The organism is Sphingopyxis sp., assembly GCF_041916015.1.
Classification (GTDB): Bacteria; Pseudomonadota; Alphaproteobacteria; order Sphingomonadales; family Sphingomonadaceae; genus Sphingopyxis.
The window spans coordinates 1-19,598 of record NZ_JAYSAH010000084.1; the positions used below are offsets into that span (position 1 = coordinate 1).

The 19,598-nt window shown below is 66.0% G+C and carries 16 protein-coding genes; 7 read left to right on the top strand and 9 right to left on the bottom strand.

All coding sequences use genetic code 11. The annotated features are described in order from the left end of the window. From addB to ahcY, 7 genes are all read right to left on the bottom strand, one after another. Positions 1 to 2,065: double-strand break repair protein AddB (gene addB / locus ACE3SL_RS12610; protein ID WP_374526091.1), on the bottom strand; the 2,065-nt coding region annotated here is incomplete at its 3' end. An 88-nt stretch (positions 2,066 to 2,153) separates the two neighbouring features. After that, positions 2,154 to 2,873 carry a nucleotidyltransferase family protein gene (locus ACE3SL_RS12615; RefSeq protein ID WP_374526092.1) on the bottom strand — a complete coding sequence of 240 codons (720 nt, stop codon included), beginning with the start codon at positions 2,871 to 2,873 and terminating at the stop codon, positions 2,154 to 2,156. Then, entirely contained in the window at positions 2,870 to 3,859 is a 990-nt protein-coding gene (locus ACE3SL_RS12620) for an aminoglycoside phosphotransferase family protein (RefSeq protein WP_374526093.1), read from the bottom strand. Before ACE3SL_RS12620 ends, ACE3SL_RS12615 begins: the two co-directional genes overlap by 4 nt. Beyond that, the gene (gene tsaE / locus ACE3SL_RS12625) at positions 3,844 to 4,293 is read right to left on the bottom strand and encodes a tRNA (adenosine(37)-N6)-threonylcarbamoyltransferase complex ATPase subunit type 1 TsaE (RefSeq protein ID WP_374526094.1); all 450 of its coding nucleotides are present in this window, start codon (positions 4,291 to 4,293) and stop codon (positions 3,844 to 3,846) included. The genes ACE3SL_RS12620 and tsaE overlap by 16 nt, the downstream gene beginning before the upstream one ends. A gap of 123 nt (positions 4,294 to 4,416) precedes the next feature. Then, complete coding sequence (locus ACE3SL_RS12630; protein ID WP_374526136.1) at positions 4,417 to 6,771, bottom strand: PAS-domain containing protein; 2,355 nt, start codon at positions 6,769 to 6,771, stop codon at positions 4,417 to 4,419. A 257-nt stretch (positions 6,772 to 7,028) separates the two neighbouring features. Then, on the bottom strand, positions 7,029 to 10,070 hold the full coding sequence (locus tag ACE3SL_RS12635) for a TonB-dependent receptor plug domain-containing protein (protein ID WP_374526095.1): 3,042 nt from the start codon (positions 10,068 to 10,070) through the stop codon (positions 7,029 to 7,031). Between the two features lie 150 nt (positions 10,071 to 10,220). Next, positions 10,221 to 11,627, bottom strand: coding sequence for an adenosylhomocysteinase (gene ahcY / locus ACE3SL_RS12640; protein ID WP_374526096.1), 1,407 nt, complete (start codon positions 11,625 to 11,627; stop codon positions 10,221 to 10,223). Between the two features lie 408 nt (positions 11,628 to 12,035). Between ahcY and ACE3SL_RS12645 the strand changes: the two genes are divergently transcribed. Next, positions 12,036 to 12,431, top strand: coding sequence for a hypothetical protein (locus ACE3SL_RS12645; protein WP_374526097.1), 396 nt, complete (start codon positions 12,036 to 12,038; stop codon positions 12,429 to 12,431). Between the two features lie 137 nt (positions 12,432 to 12,568). Here the strand turns inward: ACE3SL_RS12645 and ACE3SL_RS12650 are convergent, their stop codons facing one another. After that, entirely contained in the window at positions 12,569 to 13,132 is a 564-nt protein-coding gene (locus tag ACE3SL_RS12650) for a YqgE/AlgH family protein (RefSeq protein WP_374526098.1), read from the bottom strand. Positions 13,133 to 13,293: 161 nt separating this feature from the next. Here ACE3SL_RS12650 and ACE3SL_RS12655 point away from each other — a divergent pair, with 161 nt between their 5' ends. From ACE3SL_RS12655 to ACE3SL_RS12670, 4 genes are all read left to right on the top strand, one after another. After that, positions 13,294 to 13,776 (top strand): peroxiredoxin, encoded by a 483-nt coding sequence (locus ACE3SL_RS12655; protein ID WP_374526099.1) that lies wholly within the window; start codon positions 13,294 to 13,296, stop codon positions 13,774 to 13,776. A 190-nt stretch (positions 13,777 to 13,966) separates the two neighbouring features. Then, positions 13,967 to 15,454, top strand: coding sequence for an AMP nucleosidase (locus tag ACE3SL_RS12660; protein ID WP_374526100.1), 1,488 nt, complete (start codon positions 13,967 to 13,969; stop codon positions 15,452 to 15,454). A 107-nt stretch (positions 15,455 to 15,561) separates the two neighbouring features. Then, a complete protein-coding gene (locus tag ACE3SL_RS12665) occupies positions 15,562 to 16,338 on the top strand; it encodes an SDR family NAD(P)-dependent oxidoreductase (RefSeq protein WP_374526101.1) in 777 nt (258 codons plus the stop codon). Positions 16,339 to 16,513: 175 nt separating this feature from the next. Next, positions 16,514 to 17,392, top strand: coding sequence for an OmpA family protein (locus tag ACE3SL_RS12670; protein ID WP_374526102.1), 879 nt, complete (start codon positions 16,514 to 16,516; stop codon positions 17,390 to 17,392). A gap of 173 nt (positions 17,393 to 17,565) precedes the next feature. Here ACE3SL_RS12670 and ACE3SL_RS12675 read toward each other — a convergent pair whose 3' ends face one another. Continuing rightward, positions 17,566 to 18,048, bottom strand: coding sequence for an SRPBCC family protein (locus ACE3SL_RS12675; RefSeq protein WP_374526103.1), 483 nt, complete (start codon positions 18,046 to 18,048; stop codon positions 17,566 to 17,568). A 48-nt stretch (positions 18,049 to 18,096) separates the two neighbouring features. Here ACE3SL_RS12675 and ACE3SL_RS12680 point away from each other — a divergent pair, with 48 nt between their 5' ends. Both ACE3SL_RS12680 and ACE3SL_RS12685 read left to right on the top strand, forming a co-directional pair. Then, complete coding sequence (locus tag ACE3SL_RS12680) at positions 18,097 to 18,423, top strand: ArsR/SmtB family transcription factor (RefSeq protein WP_374526104.1); 327 nt, start codon at positions 18,097 to 18,099, stop codon at positions 18,421 to 18,423. Between the two features lie 518 nt (positions 18,424 to 18,941). After that, positions 18,942 to 19,592 carry an ATP-dependent Clp protease proteolytic subunit gene (locus ACE3SL_RS12685; RefSeq protein WP_374526105.1) on the top strand — a complete coding sequence of 217 codons (651 nt, stop codon included), beginning with the start codon at positions 18,942 to 18,944 and terminating at the stop codon, positions 19,590 to 19,592. Positions 19,593 to 19,598: the final 6 nt, after the last annotated feature.

The window sequence follows — 19,598 nt, forward strand, 5'->3', positions numbered from 1 at the left end:
CCCCGCCCGGTGCCGGTTCGGGCAAATCCCCCGCGAGCGCCGCGAGCCGCAGCCAAAAGCGCGACGCGACGGCCGGGTCGCCGCCGCTCCGTCCGGCGCGCGTCACGACGATCTCGCCCGCGCCGAGCGCACCCGCGAAATCATGCGCCGCCATCCCCTGCTGCCGCTCGGGCGCGGGCAGGCCGAGCAGCCGGCGAATGCCGGGCGCGAGCCAGGGATCGGGCTGCGTCGCCGCGGGCCAGCGTCCCTCGTCCAGTCCGCCGAGGATCATCAGGTCGGCGCGCTGCAGCCGCGCCTCGAGCAGACCCCAGATGAACAATCGCGGATGACCGCCATAGGGCGGCCGCACGCTCGCTGCGCCAAGCAATTGCCCCAGCATGGCGGGAAAATCGGCGGGATCGACGAGCGCCGGCCCGTCCCCTCGCGCGAGCGCCCACTGATCGAACAGCTCGGCGAGCATCCGCCCCGCCGGGCCGGCCCAGACCGCCTCGCCGGTCAGGCCTTCGAGCCCCGTCTGCAAGGCCGCGAGCAGCGCCGCGGGTGGTGTCGGCCCCGATCCGAACGGTGCCAGCGCGGCGCCCAGCCCTGTCGAAAGCTCGTCCCACCACGGCTGCAACTGCGCCGCCAGCCCATGTCCGCGTGCCTTGGGATCGGCGGCGCGTTCGGCGATCCGCGCGCCGACGCCGCCCCATCCGGGCGCCAGCCCCGGCTCGCGCAAAATCAGGTCGAGCCGCCGCACCTGGTCGAGCCACGCCGTCCGCCCCTCGCCCTTGCGCACCAGCGGATGCCCGAGCAGCGCCATCAGCGCGACCGGATCGAACGCCGCCGCCAGCTCGGCGAGCAGCAACAGCAAGGCCCCCGGCGGCGTCCGCGACAGCGGCTGCCCCGCGCTGTCATCGACCTTGATCCCCCAGCGCGCGAGCGCCGCCGCGACGCGCTCGGCGAGCCCGCGATCGGGGGTGACGAGCGCCGCGGTCCGCCCCGGCGTCTCGATCGCCTCGCGCATCAGCAGCGCAATCCCCTGCGCCTCCTGTCCGTCGTCGGCGAACACCGCGCCCGAAATCCCTGCGGTCGCCGCCGACAGATCGCCCGCCGCCTGCCACTGCGCCGTGTAATCGGCGGGCGCGAAGAGCAGCGATACGAAGGGCGTGCGCGCCACCGGGCCGTCGAAACCGGACACCGCCTCCCATTCGATCACCTCGTCGCGGCTGACCCCCATGCGGTCGAGCAGCAGCTTCAGATGATATTGCGGATGCGTCTCCAGCGGCCGCCCCGGATTGTCGGGGTCGGGCCGCGTCGGACCAAGCGCCTCCCACTCCTCCGCAGTCATCACGCGGTCGAGCCCCGGCAGCACGACCATGCCGCGCTCCCTGCCGGCAACCGCGCGCATCAGCCGCGCAATCGCGGGCGCGGCGGTGGTGATCCCCGCCGCGACGACGAAGCGCGCCGGCGGCGCGGCGCGCCAGGCTGCGGTCACGCGGCCCAGCAGCCGGTTGCGGCGCTCGGCGCGGTCGATACTCCCGGTCTTCGCGAGCATCGCGGGCCAATGATCGACGAGCAGCCGCAGCCGCCCGAGCGAGGCCTGCCAATGTTCGGCGAAGGCGCCGAGATCGAGATCGACGAGCGCTGCGACCGGCACCTCTTCATAATGGAGCTGGTCGATCACCCGCGCGAGCCCGTCGGCAAGCTCGAAAGCGGCGGCGCCCGCAATGCGCTCCTCGCCCGCCGGCGTATGTCGCTCGATCAACTCGGCGAGCAGCAGGCGGCGGCGCAGCGGGTCGATCGCCGGCGGCAGCGGATCGTCGTCGATCGCATCGAGCGCCAGTGCCACTGACTCGTCGAGGTCGGCATCGCCGATCACTGCGAGCCGCGGCATCAGCAGCCCCTGCCCGCCCGCCCGCACGAACGCCGCCTGCACTGCGCTCCGCGCGCGGTTGCTGGGGAGCAGGATCAGCCCTTCGGCGAGGCCGAGCGCGCCATCGGCGTATTGCGCGATGATTCCGGCGGCGAGCGCGTCGGCAAAGGCCCGGTGAACCGGGATGGAGTATATTTCAACGCGCGTCATTGCGAGCGCAGCGAAGCAATCCAGAGCGGTTTACGCAAGCTCTGGATTGCCGCGCGGCTTCGCCGCTCGCAATGACGATGGAGAAGAATCAAACCTCGTCCAGCGCGGCTTCGGTCGGTGCGATGCTCGCGGGCGTGCCGACGTCGAACCATTGCCCCATGTGCGACAAGCCATAGAGCCGTCCCGCCGCGATCGCGCGATCCCACAGGATGTTGGTCGAAAAGGCCCCGTCGGGGGCGCCGTCCAGCAGGCGGCGCGAGACGAGCTGGATGCCGGTGTAGACGAAGGGCGCGACGTGCCCCGGCTTGCGCCGCGACAGCCTGCCCGCCGGGTCCATGTGGAAATCGCCGCGCCCGCCATGCCCGGTCGCGCTCGCCTGCCGGATAACGAGAAGGAGCGCGTCCATCTTCGCCGCGTCCCAGTGGCGCGCGAGATGCCGGATGCTGTCCTGCGGCCCGTCGGTCCAGATATTGTCGCTGTTGACGATCAGGATCGGGTCGCCGGTGAGCAGGGGCAGCGCCTTGACCATTCCGCCGCCGGTTTCGAGCAGCTGGCCGCGCTCGTCGGAGACCGCGATCGTGAAATTCCGCTTCTGCGCCGCGAGATGCGCTTCGAGCGCGTCGGCCAGATAATGGACGTTGACGACGACATGGCCGATCCCCGCCGCCTCGATCCGGTCGAGACTGTGGTCGATCAGCGCCTTGCCCGCGACGCGCACCAGCGGCTTCGGCCGCGTCGCGGTGAGCGGGCGCATCCGCTTGCCGATCCCCGCCGCCATCACCATCGCGCTTTCGATCTTCGTTGTCATTTCCAGGCCTCCGCCCGCTTCGAGGGCGGGACGTTGGCGTCGAACCATGTTCGAACGGGGGCAAGCGCCGGATGCGCGAGATCGCGTTCGAGCAGCCCCCACATGCGCGGCTGGAACTTGCGATAACCCTCCTTGCCGTCGCGCTTCCACAGCCGGACGAAAACGCCGAGGATGCGCGTGTTGCGCTGCGCCGCGAGCGCCCAATAGGCCGTGCGGAATGCCTCGCCCTGCCCCGTTGCCGCGACATAGCGATCGAGCATCGCCGCCTCGACGGCAGGCGTCACGTCGCGCCGCGCGTCCTCGAGCACCGAGGCGAGATCATAGGCCGGATGCCCGACGAGTGCGTCCTGGAAATCGAGCAGGCCGTAATGCGCGACGCCGTCCCGTCCCGGCACCAGCATGATATTTTCGGCGTGGAAATCGCGCAGCACGGTGACGCGCGGCAAGCCGTCGGCCTCGACCGGCGCCAGCGTCGCTTGCCATGCGGCACGGAAGCCGTCGCGATCGACCTCCAGATCGAGCGCCGGGCAATACCAGTCGGTGAACAGCTCCACCTCGCCCAGCCATTGCTCGAGCCCGTGCACCGGCAACCCATCCATCGCCGGCCGCGCGTGGAGATGGACGAGCAGGTCGGTCACCCCCGCATAATAGTCCTGCTCCCTGTGGAGCTGCTCGTCGACCGTTTCGCGCAGGCGCACATCGCCGAAATCCTCGATGAGGAGCAGCCCCCGCTCCAGGTCGCGCGCGAGGATCGTCGGCGCGTTGAGGCCGAGCGCGCAGAGATATTCGGCGACCGCGATGAAGGGCCGCGGGTCCTCGTGCGGCGGCGGCGCATCCATCAGCACCGCCTGCCGGTCGCCATCGACCACCCGGAAATAGCGGCGGAAGGAGGCATCGCCGGCGAGCGGCAAAATCTGGGCATCGCCCCAGCCGTGCGCGGCCAGAAAGGCCGGGGCGTGGGCGGGCGGAATCATCGGAGCGGCCATCGCGCCTCCCAAGCCGCCGGTACCCCGGCTGTCAAGACGCGCGCGTCGCCGCTGCCCGAAATCGTCAGTACCAAGGCCTCCGGCCACCCCTGCGCCCCCAGCCGCTCGGGCCATTCGATCAACAGCGCGCCGTCATAGAGATAGTCGTCGAGCCCAAGCTCGATCAGTTCGCCCTCCTCCTCGATGCGGTAGAGATCGACGTGCGCGATGGGCAGATCGACCTCGGGCGGCGCATAGGGCTGAACGATCGCAAAGGTCGGGCTCGGCGCCTCGCCCGCGAGCCCCCGCGCCTTCAGCATCGCGCGGGCCAGCGTCGTCTTGCCCGCACCGAGATCGCCGGAGAGCAGCACGACATCGCCGGGCGCCAGCGCCGCACCGATCGCGGCGCCGATGCGGCCGGCTTCGTCGAGGTTATAGGGGTGGCTGAAAGTCATCGGTTTAAAACAAGCGCTGTTCCCCCGCGAAGGCGGGGGCCCATCTCCGGGCGGCGCAAAACAGAACCGGCGGGAGATGGGTCCCCGCCTGCGCGGGGACACACGGAGCATCGGAGCAGACCATCACGCACTCCGCGGCAGGCTCACGCGCACCAGCGTCCCCTGCCCCTTCTCGCTCATCACCTCCATCGTCCCGCCGTGCGCGGCGACAAGCTGGCGCGCGAGGGCAAGGCCGATGCCGCCGCTTTGCGTTCCCGCCTGGGTGCCCCTTGTCACCGCGGCAACCGCCTCCGGCATCCCGGGGCCATTGTCCGAAACGACGATCTCGACGCCCGTCGCGTCGCCCGCGGCATGGAGCAGCACACGGCCGCCGCTGCGCTTTGCGGGCGCGGTGAAGCGGATCGCATTGTCGAGCAGCCCTGCGACCAGCCGCGACAGCCGCTGGGCATCGCCCTCAACCGTTCCGAGGCTTTCGGCGAACTGGCCCGCGAGCTCAATCTTCTCGGCCTTGGCGAATGGCTTCGCCTCGGCGAGCGCAGCGTCGAGCAGCGCGCGGACATCGACCGGCGCGCGCTCGACCGCGAGCGTCCCCGCCTCGCCCTGCGCGAGGTCGAGGACATTGTCGATCTGCCGTCCGAGCACTCCGACCGAATCCATGATCGCATCGATATAAGTCTTGGCAGGCACGGGAAGCTCGCCGGCATAGCCCGCCTGCAGCATCTCGCCGAAACCGCCGATCGAGGTCAGCGGCGTGCGCAGTTCATAGCTCATCCGCGACAGGAAGGCGGTCTTGACCTTGTCGGCCGCCTCCAGCGCCTCGTTGCGCTCGCGCAGCGCTCCCTCCATCTTCCGGCTCGCGGTGATGTCGAGCATGATGAGCAGCGCATTGCCGTCGGGCAGCGGGATCGACGCGAAATCGAAATGGCGCCCGTCGGCGAAGCGCACCTCGCCGACGCGCTGCGTCCGTTCCAGTGTCGCGGCGCGGATCACTTCCTGCACGATGCTGATCTGGTTGGGCTTGGCGAGCCGGTCGGCGAGCCCGCCCATCAGCACATCGACGCGCGGATGCGCCGCGAGCTTGTGCTCCTCGATATTCCACAAGCGGCGGAAGCGCTGATTCCACAGATGCAGGCGGCCGTCGGGCGCGAAGACCGCGATCGCCTCGAACAGATTGTCGAAGGTCGCGGTGCGGACGCGGAGCAGCGTGTCGCGCGCACCCGCGAGCTGCACCTGCTCGGTCTTGTCCTCGGCGATCAGCAGCAGCCCGCCGTCGGGGGTCGGCTGCGCGACGACATGCAGGTGGGTGCCGTCGCGGAGCAGCCAGTCCTCCTCGCTCGCTTCAGCACGCGCGAACCAGTCGACATGCGCCTGCCGCCACTCGGGATAGTCGCGCACCTCGGGGGTTCGCCCGCCCTCGCGCCAGGCGTCGAGCAATCGCGCGAAGGGCGGCATCTCGGCCACCTCGCTGGCATCGAGCGCAAAGAGCCGGCGGAACGGCTGGTTCGCGAAGACGAGCCCCTGATCGGGACCGAATTGCGCGACCGCCGCCGACAGCCGGTCGAGCAGTTCGCGCTGCGTATCGACGAAGCGCCGGTGTGCGCCGCGCTCGCTCTCCAATTCCTGGACGTCGATCGCATAGCCCGCAATGCCGATCGCCCGCCCGCCCCCGGTCGCGAGCGGCACGTCGACGACGCGCATGATCCGCCGTTCGCCCTCGATCGTCACCGGCACGGTGCGCTGCTGCGCCGCGCCCGCCGCGCGCGCGGCTTCGGCGGCGTCGGTCGCGCTGATGCCCGCAACGGGCTCGCAAAGCTCGGTGCCTTCGTCGATCACCGCCGCCGCGCTTTTCGCTTCGACCGCACGGACATAAGCGCTGTTGACGAGCGCGAGACGCAGGTCGGGTTCGCGGAACCACATCGGAAAGGGCGCCGCCTCGATCAGCCCCGACAGCGCCTCGAACGCCGCCATCGCCTCGTCGCGCTCGCGCCGCGCATCGGCCAGCGACTGCTGTCCTTCGGTCGCATCGCTGATCCATAAGAGCACGCTGCCCGCGCCCGCGACCGCCGGCGGCGCGGCGGCGCCGTGAAAGACGATCGTGCGGCTGCTGCCCGCGGGCCGCAGACTGAGGGTGAAGGGCTTGGCGCCGCGCTGCGCGCCGAGGATCGCCTGGCGAAGCTGTTCGTGCCCCGGCTGGTCAAGCCCCGCCGCGATCCCGCGCAGCTCGTCGAAATTGCGCGGTCCCTGCTCGAGCCCCAGCCAGCGCCCGAGCCGCTCGCTCGCCTCGATCCGCCAGTCGGGACGGACGACGACGGGAAGCTGCGGCGAGGCTTCGAGCAGGCTCGCGAGCCGCTCGGTCTGCCCGGCGACGAACGCCGAACGCCGCTGCATCGCGATCCCGCGCAAGGTTGCCCACAGCCCGGCGAGCAGCCAGAGCGCGGCAAACAGGCCGAGCGCGAAGAGGGGCCCCGATGATTGCATCATGGCCGTAACGCCGATCGGGCAGGCAGAGTGGGACAATCACCGGACAGCATCATGCTGCCCCTATCGATTGTATAAGGCAGAGACAATCGCCGGACGGCGAGTTGCGCATACTATCGCGACGGAACTGGCGTCGCTGCTTGCGCAACGCCTTCTGGTTCGGACCCAATCCCAAGCAAGTGAAAGAGCCCGCCCATAGGGCGGGCTCTTCCTCGACGTCGGTCGATCGATGCTTCCTTGCGTCAAAGGGTTTTACTTCAGCGCAATTTCCCGCCGAGGTTCATTTTTGCGCCAACGAAGAAATATCGTCCGATGGCCGAAACCGGGTAATCGTCTGCGGCGACGCCCGGCTTGTTGTCGGTGAAATTGTTCACACCGCCAAAAAGCTGGAACCTATCCCCGACGTCAACGGAAGCGTAGATGTCGTGCACCCAACGCTCCTTGTAGTAGAGATATTTCTTTTCGACGATATCGGGGTTGCTGGCGATCGTCCCCAGCGCATATCGGGACGTCTTGTCGAACCACGACAGCCCATAGTTGATCGTGAACGGCCCCTTGCTCCAGGTCAGATCGGCGTTCGCCTGATATTTGGGCGTGAACGAGGTGCCCGCATTTTCAATGGGATTGGCTCCCGGGGTCGCAACCGTCTTGAGGCTCTCCAGATAATTTCCGATGAGGCGAAGGCTGAATGTCCCCGCTTTTTCGGTCTGCAAGCGATAGCTCACGTTCACGTCGAGACCCGACGTCGTGAAAGCCGCGACATTCTGCGGCCCAAGCCGGAAACCGACAATATATCCCGGCTCTGCCGTACCCGAACTCGGAACGCCATTCTGCCGGTCGATCCCGTCGCAATAAACATTGTCCAACGTCGGTTGATCGACACACAACGCTGCAAGCTGGTTGGCGGTGACCGTATTGATGGCGTTCTTCAGCTTCACATCATACCAGTCCAGCGTCACGTTGAGACCCGGAATGAAACGCGGCTGAAGCGCAACGCCAGCTGTCCAGATCGTCGCCCGCTCTTCGGCCAGATTGCGGTTGCCGCCCACGAAGCCGGCAATATTGGTACTGCGCGTATCCTCGAACGTGGCAGGATCCGCCACCCCGTTCGCGCTCAACAAGGTCTCGCAATTTCTGCGCCGCAGATCGGGGTCGATTGCGTTCTGAATCTGGTCGGCTTGGCAAGGATCCGTAATGAACAAAAATGTCTGTGCCTGCCCACCGAATAATTCATCAATGTTCGGTGCGCGAATGGCGCGCGAATAGGTGCCCTTGAACGTGATGTCACGGATCGGCGCATATTCGCCATTGATCTGCCAGGTCGTCGTCGAGCCAATCGTGCTGTAATCGGAATAGCGTGCAGCGCCGCCAAGAGTCAGGCGCTCGGCAAAAGGCAGGTTCGCAAGGATGGGCAGGCTAATCTCGCCAAATACCTCTTTCACGCTGAACTTGCCGCGCGTGGGCTGGATGGAGTTGGTGAAGGTCAGCCCCTGCCGCGCGATGGGATCGCTCGTGAAATCGCTTTTTTCCTGGCGATATTCGGCACCCACGGCAAAGCCGATTTCGCCGCCGGGAAGTTTGAAGCTGTTGCCGAACGTACCGTTAACGATCGCCGAAACGACATGCTGCTCGATCTTCGACCGATCCAGGGTATCGGCGCGAATGAAATCGAGCGCTTCTTGCGACTGCCCCTCGCCGAAGAGATTGATCGGAACGCATTCGCCGGGCTTAAAAGTCACCGGCCCGTTCAACCCGCCGCCGCGGGCGCCATCCGGGTCCTGGAACGGTTGAAACGGCGTCCAGTTCGGATCGACGTTGACGCGGCACGTCGGATTCCCGGTCACCGGATCGTTGACGACATCGAGCGCGGCAAAGAAGCGATCGTCATAGATGTCGTTGACGAAATGGGCGCGCTGCGTGCTGCGTCCATAGACATAGGACAGGTCATAGCGAAGATTCGAAGTGATGTCGCCGCGCGCGCCGATCACGCCGCGCCATGTTTCGCGCAAATTGTCCTGCCCGCGCTGTCCGAAATCGAAATTGTCGCGCGTGACCAGCACGCCGTCCGGAGCCCCGGGGCCAAAAACCGCCTCTCCGATTCCCGGGATGATGTTCGAACGAACAGTGTCCGGAATGAACGGATTGTCCTCTGGAACAAAGAGATAATAGTCGAACGTCGGCTGCGCCAGCGTGAAGGTCTTGCTCCGCGCATATTTGCCCTCGGCATAAATCTCGAGAGCCGGCGAAACTTCAAAGCGCCCAAAAAGATTCACGACATGGCGCGTGATATCGGGCCGCAGATCGTTCGCATAGCGCGACAGCGGCGTGCCCGACCCTCCGCTATCGATCCCGCTCCCCAGATACTGGCCGTGAACGAACGGAAGCCCGGCCGCTCCATAGAAATCCGGCGCGCCATCAAAATCGACATCGATCGCACCATCCGGCGTCGTATCGAAATAGCGCAAATCATTGAACAATATCCTGTCGGGGATACCATCGTTCGTTTGCGTGCCAGTCTCCGTATCGGCGGGATTCGGGAAGAAGCCCTGATAGCGCGTACCGGAAAGATAGCTGCGCTGCTGGCTGAGAAGACGGTCATCCTCGCCATATTCATAGGCGAGCGTCAGATTGGCGCGTCCATCCAGGAAGTTTTTGCCGGCCGTCACGCTGATCAACCGCTGGCCGCTATCGCCGCGCTGCGAGATGCCCGCCTGCGCTCGCGCGTTGAGCCCTTCAAAATCGCGCTTGAGAATGAAGTTGACGACCCCGGTGACCGCATCAGCGCCATAAAGCGCCGACGCGCCGCCAGTTACGATCTCGACGCGTTCGACAAGGTCGCTGGGGATGGTGTTGATGTCGACCGACTGACTGCCGGGGGACCCGGAAACGTGGCGCCTTCCATCGACGAGAACAAGCGTACGCTGCGTTCCGAGGTTACGAAGATTCAGCAGGTTGAGGCCTGCCTCACCGATCGACGCGTCATCGCCGGATGTATCGCCCGACGTGGTCGAACCCACGAGAGCAGGATAACCCGTAAGAATATCCGTAAGATTGGTCGATCCGGATTGCTGCAGCCTGTCCGCACCGATCGTTACGAGCGGCGCGGGAGAGGTGAAATCGCGCGGGCGCGCGATTCGCGAGCCCGTAACGACGATGGCATCTCCCTGACTGGAACTGTCGCTCGACGTTGCCTGGACATCTTCGTCGGCTGACTGCTCCTGCGCGAACGCAATGCCCGAAACAGACAACGCAACAAAGGAAACGCACGCGCCAAGCGCGGCCTTCGCAAACAGCTTCATCTTGTAATTCTCCGGCTTTCAAGGGAGAGGCAAAGCCCCCCATAAGGCAGACCTTAGGGGGGGCTTTTCAGAATTCTATTAAAATCTCACCAAGATGCCACATGTGAAGGCCATGTGTTGCAGCAAAGCCACGCCCTCATTGGGACGCACTCAGTAACGATAATGGTCCGGCTTGAACGGCCCCTCGACCGGCACGCCGATATAGTCGGCCTGCTTCTGCGTGAGCTTGCTGAGCTTCACGCCCAGCTTCTCGAGGTGCAGCGCCGCGACCTTCTCGTCGAGGTGCTTCGGCAGGACATAGACGTCGTTGCCATACTGCTCGCCCTTGGTGAACAGCTCGATCTGCGCCAGCACCTGGTTGGTGAAGCTCGACGACATCACGAACGACGGGTGGCCGGTGGCGCAGCCGAGGTTCACGAGGCGGCCCTTCGCAAGGACGATGATTTCCTTGCCGTCGGGGAACTGGACGAGGTCGGTGCCCGGCTTGACTTCGGTCCACTTGTAATTGGCGAGCGCCGCGATCTGAATCTCGCTGTCGAAGTGACCGATGTTGCAGACGATCGCCATCGGCTTCATCGCCGCCATATGCTCGGCGGTGATGACGTCGGCATTGCCGGTCGCGGTGCAGAAGATGTCGGCGCGCTGGACGGCCTCGTCCATCGTCACGACCTCATAGCCTTCCATCGCCGCCTGCAGCGCGCAGATCGGGTCGATTTCGGTCACGAGCACGCGCGCGCCGCCGTTGCGGAGCGAGGCGGCCGAGCCCTTGCCGACGTCGCCGAAACCGGCAACGGCGGCAACCTTGCCGGCAAGCATCACGTCGGTGGCGCGGCGGATCGCATCGACCAGCGACTCCTTGCAGCCATAAAGATTGTCGAACTTCGACTTGGTGACGCTGTCGTTGACGTTGATCGCCGGGAAGGGCAGCTCGCCCTTCTTTGCGATCTCGTACAGGCGGTGGACGCCGGTCGTCGTCTCTTCCGACACGCCCTTCAGCGCCTTGACGGTCTTGGTCAGGTAGCCGGGGTTCGCGGCGACGAACGCCTTCAGCGCGCGCTGGAACTCGACTTCTTCCTCATTCTCGGGCGCGGGCAGCGTGGCGCCGGCCTCGAGCTTCGCGCCCCACAGCGCGAACATGGTGGCGTCGCCGCCGTCGTCGAGGATGATGTTGGCGGTCGTGTCGCCCCAGTCGAAGATGCGGCCGACATAGTCCCAGTAATCGGCGAGGCTTTCGCCCTTCACCGCGAAGACCGGCGTCCCGCCCGCGGCGATCGCGGCGGCGGCATGGTCCTGGGTCGAGAAGATGTTGCAGGTCGCCCAGCGCACTTCGGCGCCGAGCGCGATCAGCGTCTCGATCAGCACCGCGGTCTGGATCGTCATGTGCAGCGAGCCGGTGATGCGCGCGCCCTTCAGCGGCTGCGCGGCGCCATATTCGGCGCGCAGCGCCATCAGGCCGGGCATTTCGGTTTCGGCGATCGCGATTTCCTTGCGGCCGAAGTCGGCAAGGCCGATGTCGGCGATCACATAGTCACGGGTGTCGGCGGCGAGAGTAGCCACGGGGGAGGTCTCCATATTGGCGAGATCGACCGCAGGCGAGCGGCCACGAATTGACGAGCAATTATCGTGCGCGCCCTAGCCGAAAGCACGCCGCCGATCAAATATAAAGTTTTCTTTATATCTTCAAGAGCGGGGGCGCGCGCCAGCCCGCTTCGCGCACGACTCAACGGCCGAAAATCGGCACGCTCCCGAAAATATATTTTCAGCGGGCGCAAATGTGACAGCCGCGCCCCTCCTGATGTGACAGGGACTCGCGAGCGCCAAGATCATGGAAATCCTGACTTATAATGCGTCTTGGCGATAAGCCTAATTTCTGTTTGTGACACCAGTGTTACAACAACCCGGAAATATTGACTTTTCTTCGCCCGAGCGAGAAAATCGGCCAAAGTTTTCGGGGAGATAGAGAGAATGAAAAAAATTCTGCTGCCGCTTGTCGCGCTCGCTTTCGCGGCCCCTGCCGCGGCGCAATCGATCGTCGTGACGGGTTCGGACGAGGATGGGCTCGCGCCCGTTTCGGTCGCCTATGAGGAGCTCAAGGCCGGACAGAATCAGGCGGCGGTCGACAAGCTGACCCACAGCAGCCTGGAACACGGCGATCCCTCGCGGCTGATCAACCTCGGCACCGCTTATGCCCGCCTCGGCCAGAGGGACGATGCGCGCGCCGCCTATGAGGCCGCGATCACCAGTTCGATCCGCTACGACGTCGAGCTTGCCGGCGGCACCTATATGGATTCGCGCTGGGCCGCGCGCACCGCACTCGCCAACCTCGATCAGGGCAAGCCGCTCCTCGCGCTGGCGCGTTGAGAATTAGAATGTTCCACTGACGTGGAACGCGGCACCGGCCCGCTCCCCCACCCGGCCTCCCATACGATAGTAGCCTGTGGGAGGCCGGGTGGGGGAGCGGGCGGGTGCCGCTCGTTTCAGCATGGCTGAAACGAAAATTATGCCTCGCCGCCTTCGGTGGTGAGCAAGCGGGCGTCCACTCCCGCTTCGGCGAACGCCGCCTGCCAGCGCCTGGCGGGCGGCGTTTCGAAGATCACCGCATCGCTGCCCGGCGTCACATGCCAGCCGTGGCGGACCATTTCATCTTCGAGTTGCCCCGGCGACCAGCCGGCATAGCCCAGCGCGACCATCCAGCGCGACGGACCGCGCCCCTCGCCGATCGCGCGCAAGATGTCGTGCGAGCTCGACACCATCCAGCGGTCGGCGACCTGCACCGCCTCGGCCCCGCCCCAGTCGCGGCTGTGGATCACGAAGCCGCGCGTCTGTTCGACCGGCCCGCCGAGGAACACCGGCTGGTCGAGCGGCGTGTCATGATCGATCTCGAGCTGGTCGAGCACCGCGCCGACCGTCATCCCGTCGATCGGGTCGGCAATGCCGATCCCCATCGCACCATCCTCGTCGTGGCTGATCATCGCGATCACCGCATGTTCGAAGCGGGGATCGCCGATGCCCGGCAGTGCGAGCAACAGCTGGCCGGTGAAGAAGGTCGGCGTGGTCTCCATGGCGATACAATGCCCGGTGCGGCGAAAAGGGTCCAGCGCCATATTGCTTGGCCCTTCGGGACCGGACCACGATGAGGAATCGCGTGACCGCGCCTTGACTCCGGCCCGCCGCGCTCCGATGTCACGCCGACCGAATATCCCCTCAACGAAAGGATGCCTCCATGACGATCCAGACCGGCGACAAGCTGCCCGACGCGACCTTCGTGAAAGTGACCGAAAACGGTCCCGAACAGGTCACCGCCGCCGATTATTTCAAGGGCCGCAAGGTCGCGCTCTTCTCGGTTCCCGGTGCCTTCACCCCGACCTGCTCGGCCAGGCATCTGCCGGGCTTCGTCGACAAGGCCGACGAGCTCAAGGCGAAGGGCGTCGACGAGATCGTCTGCACCGCGGTCAACGACGCCTTCGTGATGGGCGCGTGGGGCAAGAGCGCCAATGCGGGCGCCAGCGTCACCATGCTCGCCGACGGCAACGGCGCCTTCGCCGACGCGGTCGGCCTGACGATGGACGGCACCGCCTTCGGCATGGGCAAGCGCGGCCAGCGCTTCTCGATGATCGTCAACGACGGCGTCGTCGAACAGCTGAACGTCGAAGCGCCCGGCGAATTCAAGGTGTCGAGCGCCGACCATATGCTCGAGCAGCTGTAAGCCAGCCTGCAACCCCTCCTTTTCAGGGGAGGGGCAGCGAGAGTTGCGGGCTTGCCCGCTACGCGCAGCGGGGTGGGCATCGACGACCGCGCAAGGCCGTTGCCCCCACCCCCAACCCCTCCCCTGAAGGGGAGGGGCTTTCTGTTCCCGCCCCTTCCCTTTTGTCACAATTTCGTGCAACAGCGGCGCGATGACATCACGCTCATCGAACGATCAGAACAGCACCGACCCCACCGCTCTCGTAGAGGGCATCATCGCCGAACTTCAGGACAAGTTCCGCGCGTCGGTTTCCAACCTCAAAGCGGCGATCGCCGCCTATGTCCACGACCGCACGCTGCCGCCCGCCGATGCCGCGGCGACAGGCCTGTTCGACTATCCGGCGATCCGCCTGACCACCACCGGCGAGCAGCGCGAGGGGCAAAAGGGGCATAATCTCTCCTTCGGGCGCTTCGAGCGCGCGGGCGAGTTCGTCACCACGGTCACGCGCCCCGATCTCTTCGCCGATTATCTGCGCGACCAGCTCACCTTGCTCGCGCGCCACTATGACATCACGCTCGAGGTCACGCGCACCGGGCAGCAGATTCCGTTCCCCTATGTGCTCGACGCCAGCGACGGATCGGACATGGGCGGCGTCACCCCGCTCGAACTTGCGCGCCACTTCCCGACCACCGAGCTTGCCGACATCGGCGACGAGCTTGCCGACGGTCTGTTCGGGCTCGATCCCGCCGAAGCGCAGCCGCTCGCGCTGTTCGACGCGCTGCGCACCGACTTCAGCCTCGCGCGCCTCCGCCACTATACCGGCACCGCGCCCGAGCATTTTCAGCGCTATATCCTGTTCACCAACTATCACCGCTATGTCGATGAATTCGTCGCCTGGGCGGGGTCGCAGGTCGGGCAAGGCCGCTATACCGCGCTCGCGGGTGCCGCGGGTCTCTATGTCGATCAGCCCGGCGTCAACGCCAGCGCGCTCGTCGCCGACAGCGCGTGGCGGCGGCACCAGATGCCCGCCTATCATCTGATCGCGCCCGACGGCGGCGGCATCACGCTGGTCAACATCGGCGTCGGCCCGTCGAACGCCAAGACGATCTGCGACCATCTCGCGGTGCTGCGCCCCGAAGCATGGCTGATGATCGGCCACTGCGGCGGGCTGCGCCCCAGCCAGCGCATCGGCGACTATGTCCTCGCCCACGCCTATCTTCGCGACGATCATATCCTCGACGCGGTGCTGCCGGTCGAAATCCCGATCCCGCCGATCGCCGAAGTGCAGGTCGCGCTCGCGACCGCCGCCGAGGCCGTGTCGGGCACCAGCGGCGCCGACCTCAAGAAGCGGATGCGCACCGGCACCGTCGTCACCACCGACGACCGCAACTGGGAGCTGCGCTACACCGACAGCGCGCTGCGCTTCTCGCAGTCGCGCGCCATCGGGATCGACATGGAGTCGGCGACGATCGCGGCGCAGGGCTATCGTTTCCGCGTCCCCTACGGCACCCTGCTCTGCGTCAGCGACAAGCCGCTCCACGGCGAGCTCAAACTGCCCGGACAGGCGAACCGCTTCTACGAAGAAGCGATCGCCGCGCACCTCCAGATCGGCATCCGCGCCTGCGAGACGATGCGCGACGAGGGCGCCAAGCTCCACAGCCGCAAACTCCGCGCGTTCAACGAGCCGCCGTTCCGCTAAGTTCGTCGCCCCCGCGAAGGCGGGGACCGCCGTCGGCCTGGACCGGCGGCACGGCGTAAGCCTCCAGCGGCCCCCGCCTTCGCGGGGGCGACGATATAGGACAAGCCATGACGAACGCACCCCCCATCCTCTCGCGCTCGGTCGCCGGCCGCGTCGCGATCGTCACTGGCGCGGCGAGCGGCATGGGCCGCGCGACCGCCCTGCTGCTCGCCCGCGAAGGCGCGAAGGTCGCGGTCACCGATCTCGATCTTGCCGCCTGCGAAGCCGTCGCCGCCGAGGCCGGCCCTGACGCCAAGGCCTTCGCGCTCGACGTCGCCGACGGCGAGGCGATCAAGCGCACCGTCGCCGAGATCGCCGCAGCCTTCGGCGGCATCGACATCCTGATCAACAATGCCGGCGTCTCCAGCTTCGCCCCGCTCGACGCCGGGGACGAATATGAGGCGATCTGGCACCGCGCGCTCGCGGTGATGCTGACCGCGCACCAGCGCATGGTCCGCGCCGCCCTGCCCTGGCTCCGGCAAAGCAACGCCGCGCGCATCGTCAACATCGCCTCGACCGAAGGGCTCGGCGCGACGCCCGGCGACACCCCCTATGTCGCGGCCAAGACCGGCGTCACCGGGCTGACCCGGGGTCTCGCGGTCGACCTCGGCAAGGACGGCATCACCGTCAATTGCATCTGCCCCGGCCCGATCCGCACCGGCATGACCGACAAGGTGTCCGAGGAGGACAAGGCGGTCTTCGCGCGCCGCCGCACCGCGCTCCGCCGCTATGGAGAACCCGGGGAAGTCGCGCACATGACGCTCAGTCTCGTACTGCCCGCGGCGAGCTATATCACCGGCGCGGTCATTCCCGTCGATGGCGGCCTCATGGCTCGTAACGCCTGAATTTTACGAATTTAATTGCCAAAAACCCCCTGAATCGCGCATTTTCCTATCCTCCGCGCAATCGGGTGAACCGTGCAAAGCGGCCGATAACCTGCGCAACTCGGGACGTTGCCGCGAGTATTCCTGTGCCAGAAGGGGCCATGTCATCGCGCGGCTCCAAGCGAAGGAGTAGCGTATGGGTGCGGTTTCCAAGGGTCCGAGAATTTTGTTGCTGGCGGCCATGCTTGCCGGGACGGCGACGGTCAGCCTCGCTGCGCAGGAGCAGCAGGATGCGCCCGAGAGCGGCGTCATCGTCAATGGCGAGCGCATTCCCGACCCCTCTGAAATGACCAAGGGACCGAAGGTCGAAGGCATCATCTCGGCGCGCAGCGACGGCAGCATGCAGGTCACGACCGCCGACGGCACCAACACCTCGATCGCGATCGTCGATACCACCAAGATCAAGGGCAGCGGCGGGTTCCTGGGCCTCAGCAGCAACAAGCTGGCGGCGAATTCGCTGCTCAACGGCCTGCCGGTCAGCGTCGAGACCCTGCAATGGGGCGGCGGCCTCGTCGCGAGCGAAGTCGCGCTCAAGACTAAGGATCTCCGCACCGCGAACATGATCCGTACCGGCACCGACCAGCGCTTTGCCGAGCAGACCGCGGCGACCGAGGCGCTGCGCGGCCGCGTCGGCGACATCGACCAGTATAATATCAAGAGCACGACGAACGTGAACTTCGACACCGGCAAGGCCGTGCTGTCGGCGCAAGCGAAGGCCGATCTCTGCAATGCGGCGACGCAGGCCGAAGGGATGGACAACGCCCTGCTGCTCGTCGTCGGCTACACCGATTCGCGCGGCAGCCAGGAACTGAACCAGGCGCTGAGCGAGAAGCGCGCCAGCGGCGTGGTCAATTATCTGCAGCAGGCGTGCGGCTGGAAGCCCTACCGCATGCTGACCCCGACCGGCATGGCCGAGGCCGACCCGGCGGCGGACAACACCACTCCCGAAGGCATGGCGCAGAACCGCCGCGTCGCGGTGAACATCCTCGTCAGCAAGGCTGTCGACGGAATTTAAGATGGCGCGGGGCGGGTCTTCACCCGCCCCCGCTTTACACGAGCGCGATCGGCGTCCTGCCGATATTTCGTCATCCCGGACTTGATCCGGGTTCCATTCTTCCACCGCTGCGGACATGCCCCCCGGATCGAGCACCGGGGTGACGAAGGAAGGCAGCTCACCCGCAACCGCGATCAGACATACATCCCCTCGCGCAAATTGATGCCGTGCTCGAGCCACATCTTGAGCGCGCAGAGCATCTGCGACCAGCCCTGGCAATTGCCGTAGGACGCGCCGAGCGCGCCCTGATTCTCGCGCCACCCCTCCTCGGCGATCTCGACAAGCGTCCTTCCGTCTTCCAGCCCCTTGAAGCTCATCGTCACGCGGGTGCGATAATCGACGTCCTTGAGCCCGCCGCCCTCCACATTCGGCGCCTCGCCTTCGTTCGCCTGCCATTCCAGCACGATCTTCTCGTCGGGCACCACCTCGATGACATAGACAGGGAAAGCGCCGGGAAAATCGTGGAAATCCCACGTCACCGTCGCGCCGGTCTCGAGCCGGCCCTGCGCGCCGCCCGTCGTGAAATAGTGCGACAGCTGCGCGGGGTCCGCGACCGCCTCGAACACCTCGTGCACCGGCTTCGCGATCCGCGCCGCGACCCTGAATTTGAGATCCATGTCCACTCTCCGCTTGAGTCGCGCTCTTTTATGTTATAATTCTATAACATGTCAATTCACGACCCGTTCGACGCGACCTTCAAGGCGCTCGCCTCGCCGGTCCGGCGTCAGATTCTCGACGATCTGAAGGACCAGCCGCTGACCACCGGAACGCTCTGCGGCCATTTCGCCGACATCGACCGCTGCACGGTGATGCAGCATCTGAAGGTGCTGGAGGAGGCCGGGCTGGTGATCGCCGAGCGCCGCGGGCGCGAGCGCTGGAACCATCTCAACGCCCTGCCGATCCAGGACATCCACGACCGCTGGATTGGCCCTCACGCCGCAGCGGCAACCGCACGGCTGGCGCGGTTCAGCCAGGCGGTCGAGGCGCGGTGAGAGCGGCAAGGAGCGACGGCTTACGACCGGGAGTTGCAGCACTCTCTCCCTTCGTCATTCCCGCGAAAGCGGGAACCCAGGGATGGGTAGGCTGACGGACGCTCTGGGTCCCCGCTTTCGCGGGGATGACGAAGTAAAGTAAGGGCAGCGTCCGCTTACCACCCCGAAGCTGCCACCGACCGCCCCGGAAAAAATCGCTGTCCTACTTTATCGCGCCATGCCAGCCTCGACGCCGCTCTTTGACATCACCGGCTTTTGCGAACCGCTCCTAAAGCGACAAAGGAGACAGTTTCGGCCTGCACATCGGTATCTTTTGTCGCCTTAAGCGCCGACCGCGGACAATTCCCCTTCGACATGACGGGGGAGCTTCACCCCAAAACAGGCATGGCGATCCGCTTCCTGCCCCGGAACAATTTTGCCCCCTTGAAACCCTTCGCCTTGCCGCCGATGTAGAACGCGGTGGGGCAGCCGGCCGGTCCTCGGCGCGGCGACCCGGAATAAGTAAGGACATAATTCGCATGATCGATCCGCTGGCCGCCCTTGTTCCCGTCGTCGTCGAGCAGACGAGCCGCGGCGAACGCAGCTTCGACATTTTCTCGCGCCTGCTGCGCGAACGGATCGTCTTCGTCACCGGCGAGGTCGAGGATAATATGGCCTCGCTGATCGTCGCCCAGCTCCTGTTCCTCGAATCGGAAAATCCGAAGAAGGACATCTATATGTACATCAACTCGCCGGGCGGCGTCGTCACGGCGGGCATGGCGATCCACGACACGATGCAATATATCCGCCCGCGCGTCGGCACCGTCTGCATCGGCCAGGCGGCGTCGATGGGCAGCTTCCTGCTCGCGGCGGGCGAGCCCGGGATGCGCGTCGCGCTCACCAACGCACGCGTCATGGTGCACCAGCCCTCGGGCGGTGCGCGCGGCATGGCGTCGGACATCGAGATCCAGGCCAAGGAAATCCTGCGTATCCGCAAGCGGATGAACGACCTCTATGTCAAATATACCGGCAAGTCGCTGAAGGAGATCGAAAAGGCGATGGACCGCGACACCTTCCTCGAGGCCGACGAAGCGAAGGCGTTCGGCATCGTCGATCATGTCTACGACCGCCGCCCCGGCCTGCCCGGCGACGAGACGCCAAAGGAAATCAGCGAAGGCCCGACGCCCTGATAGCTC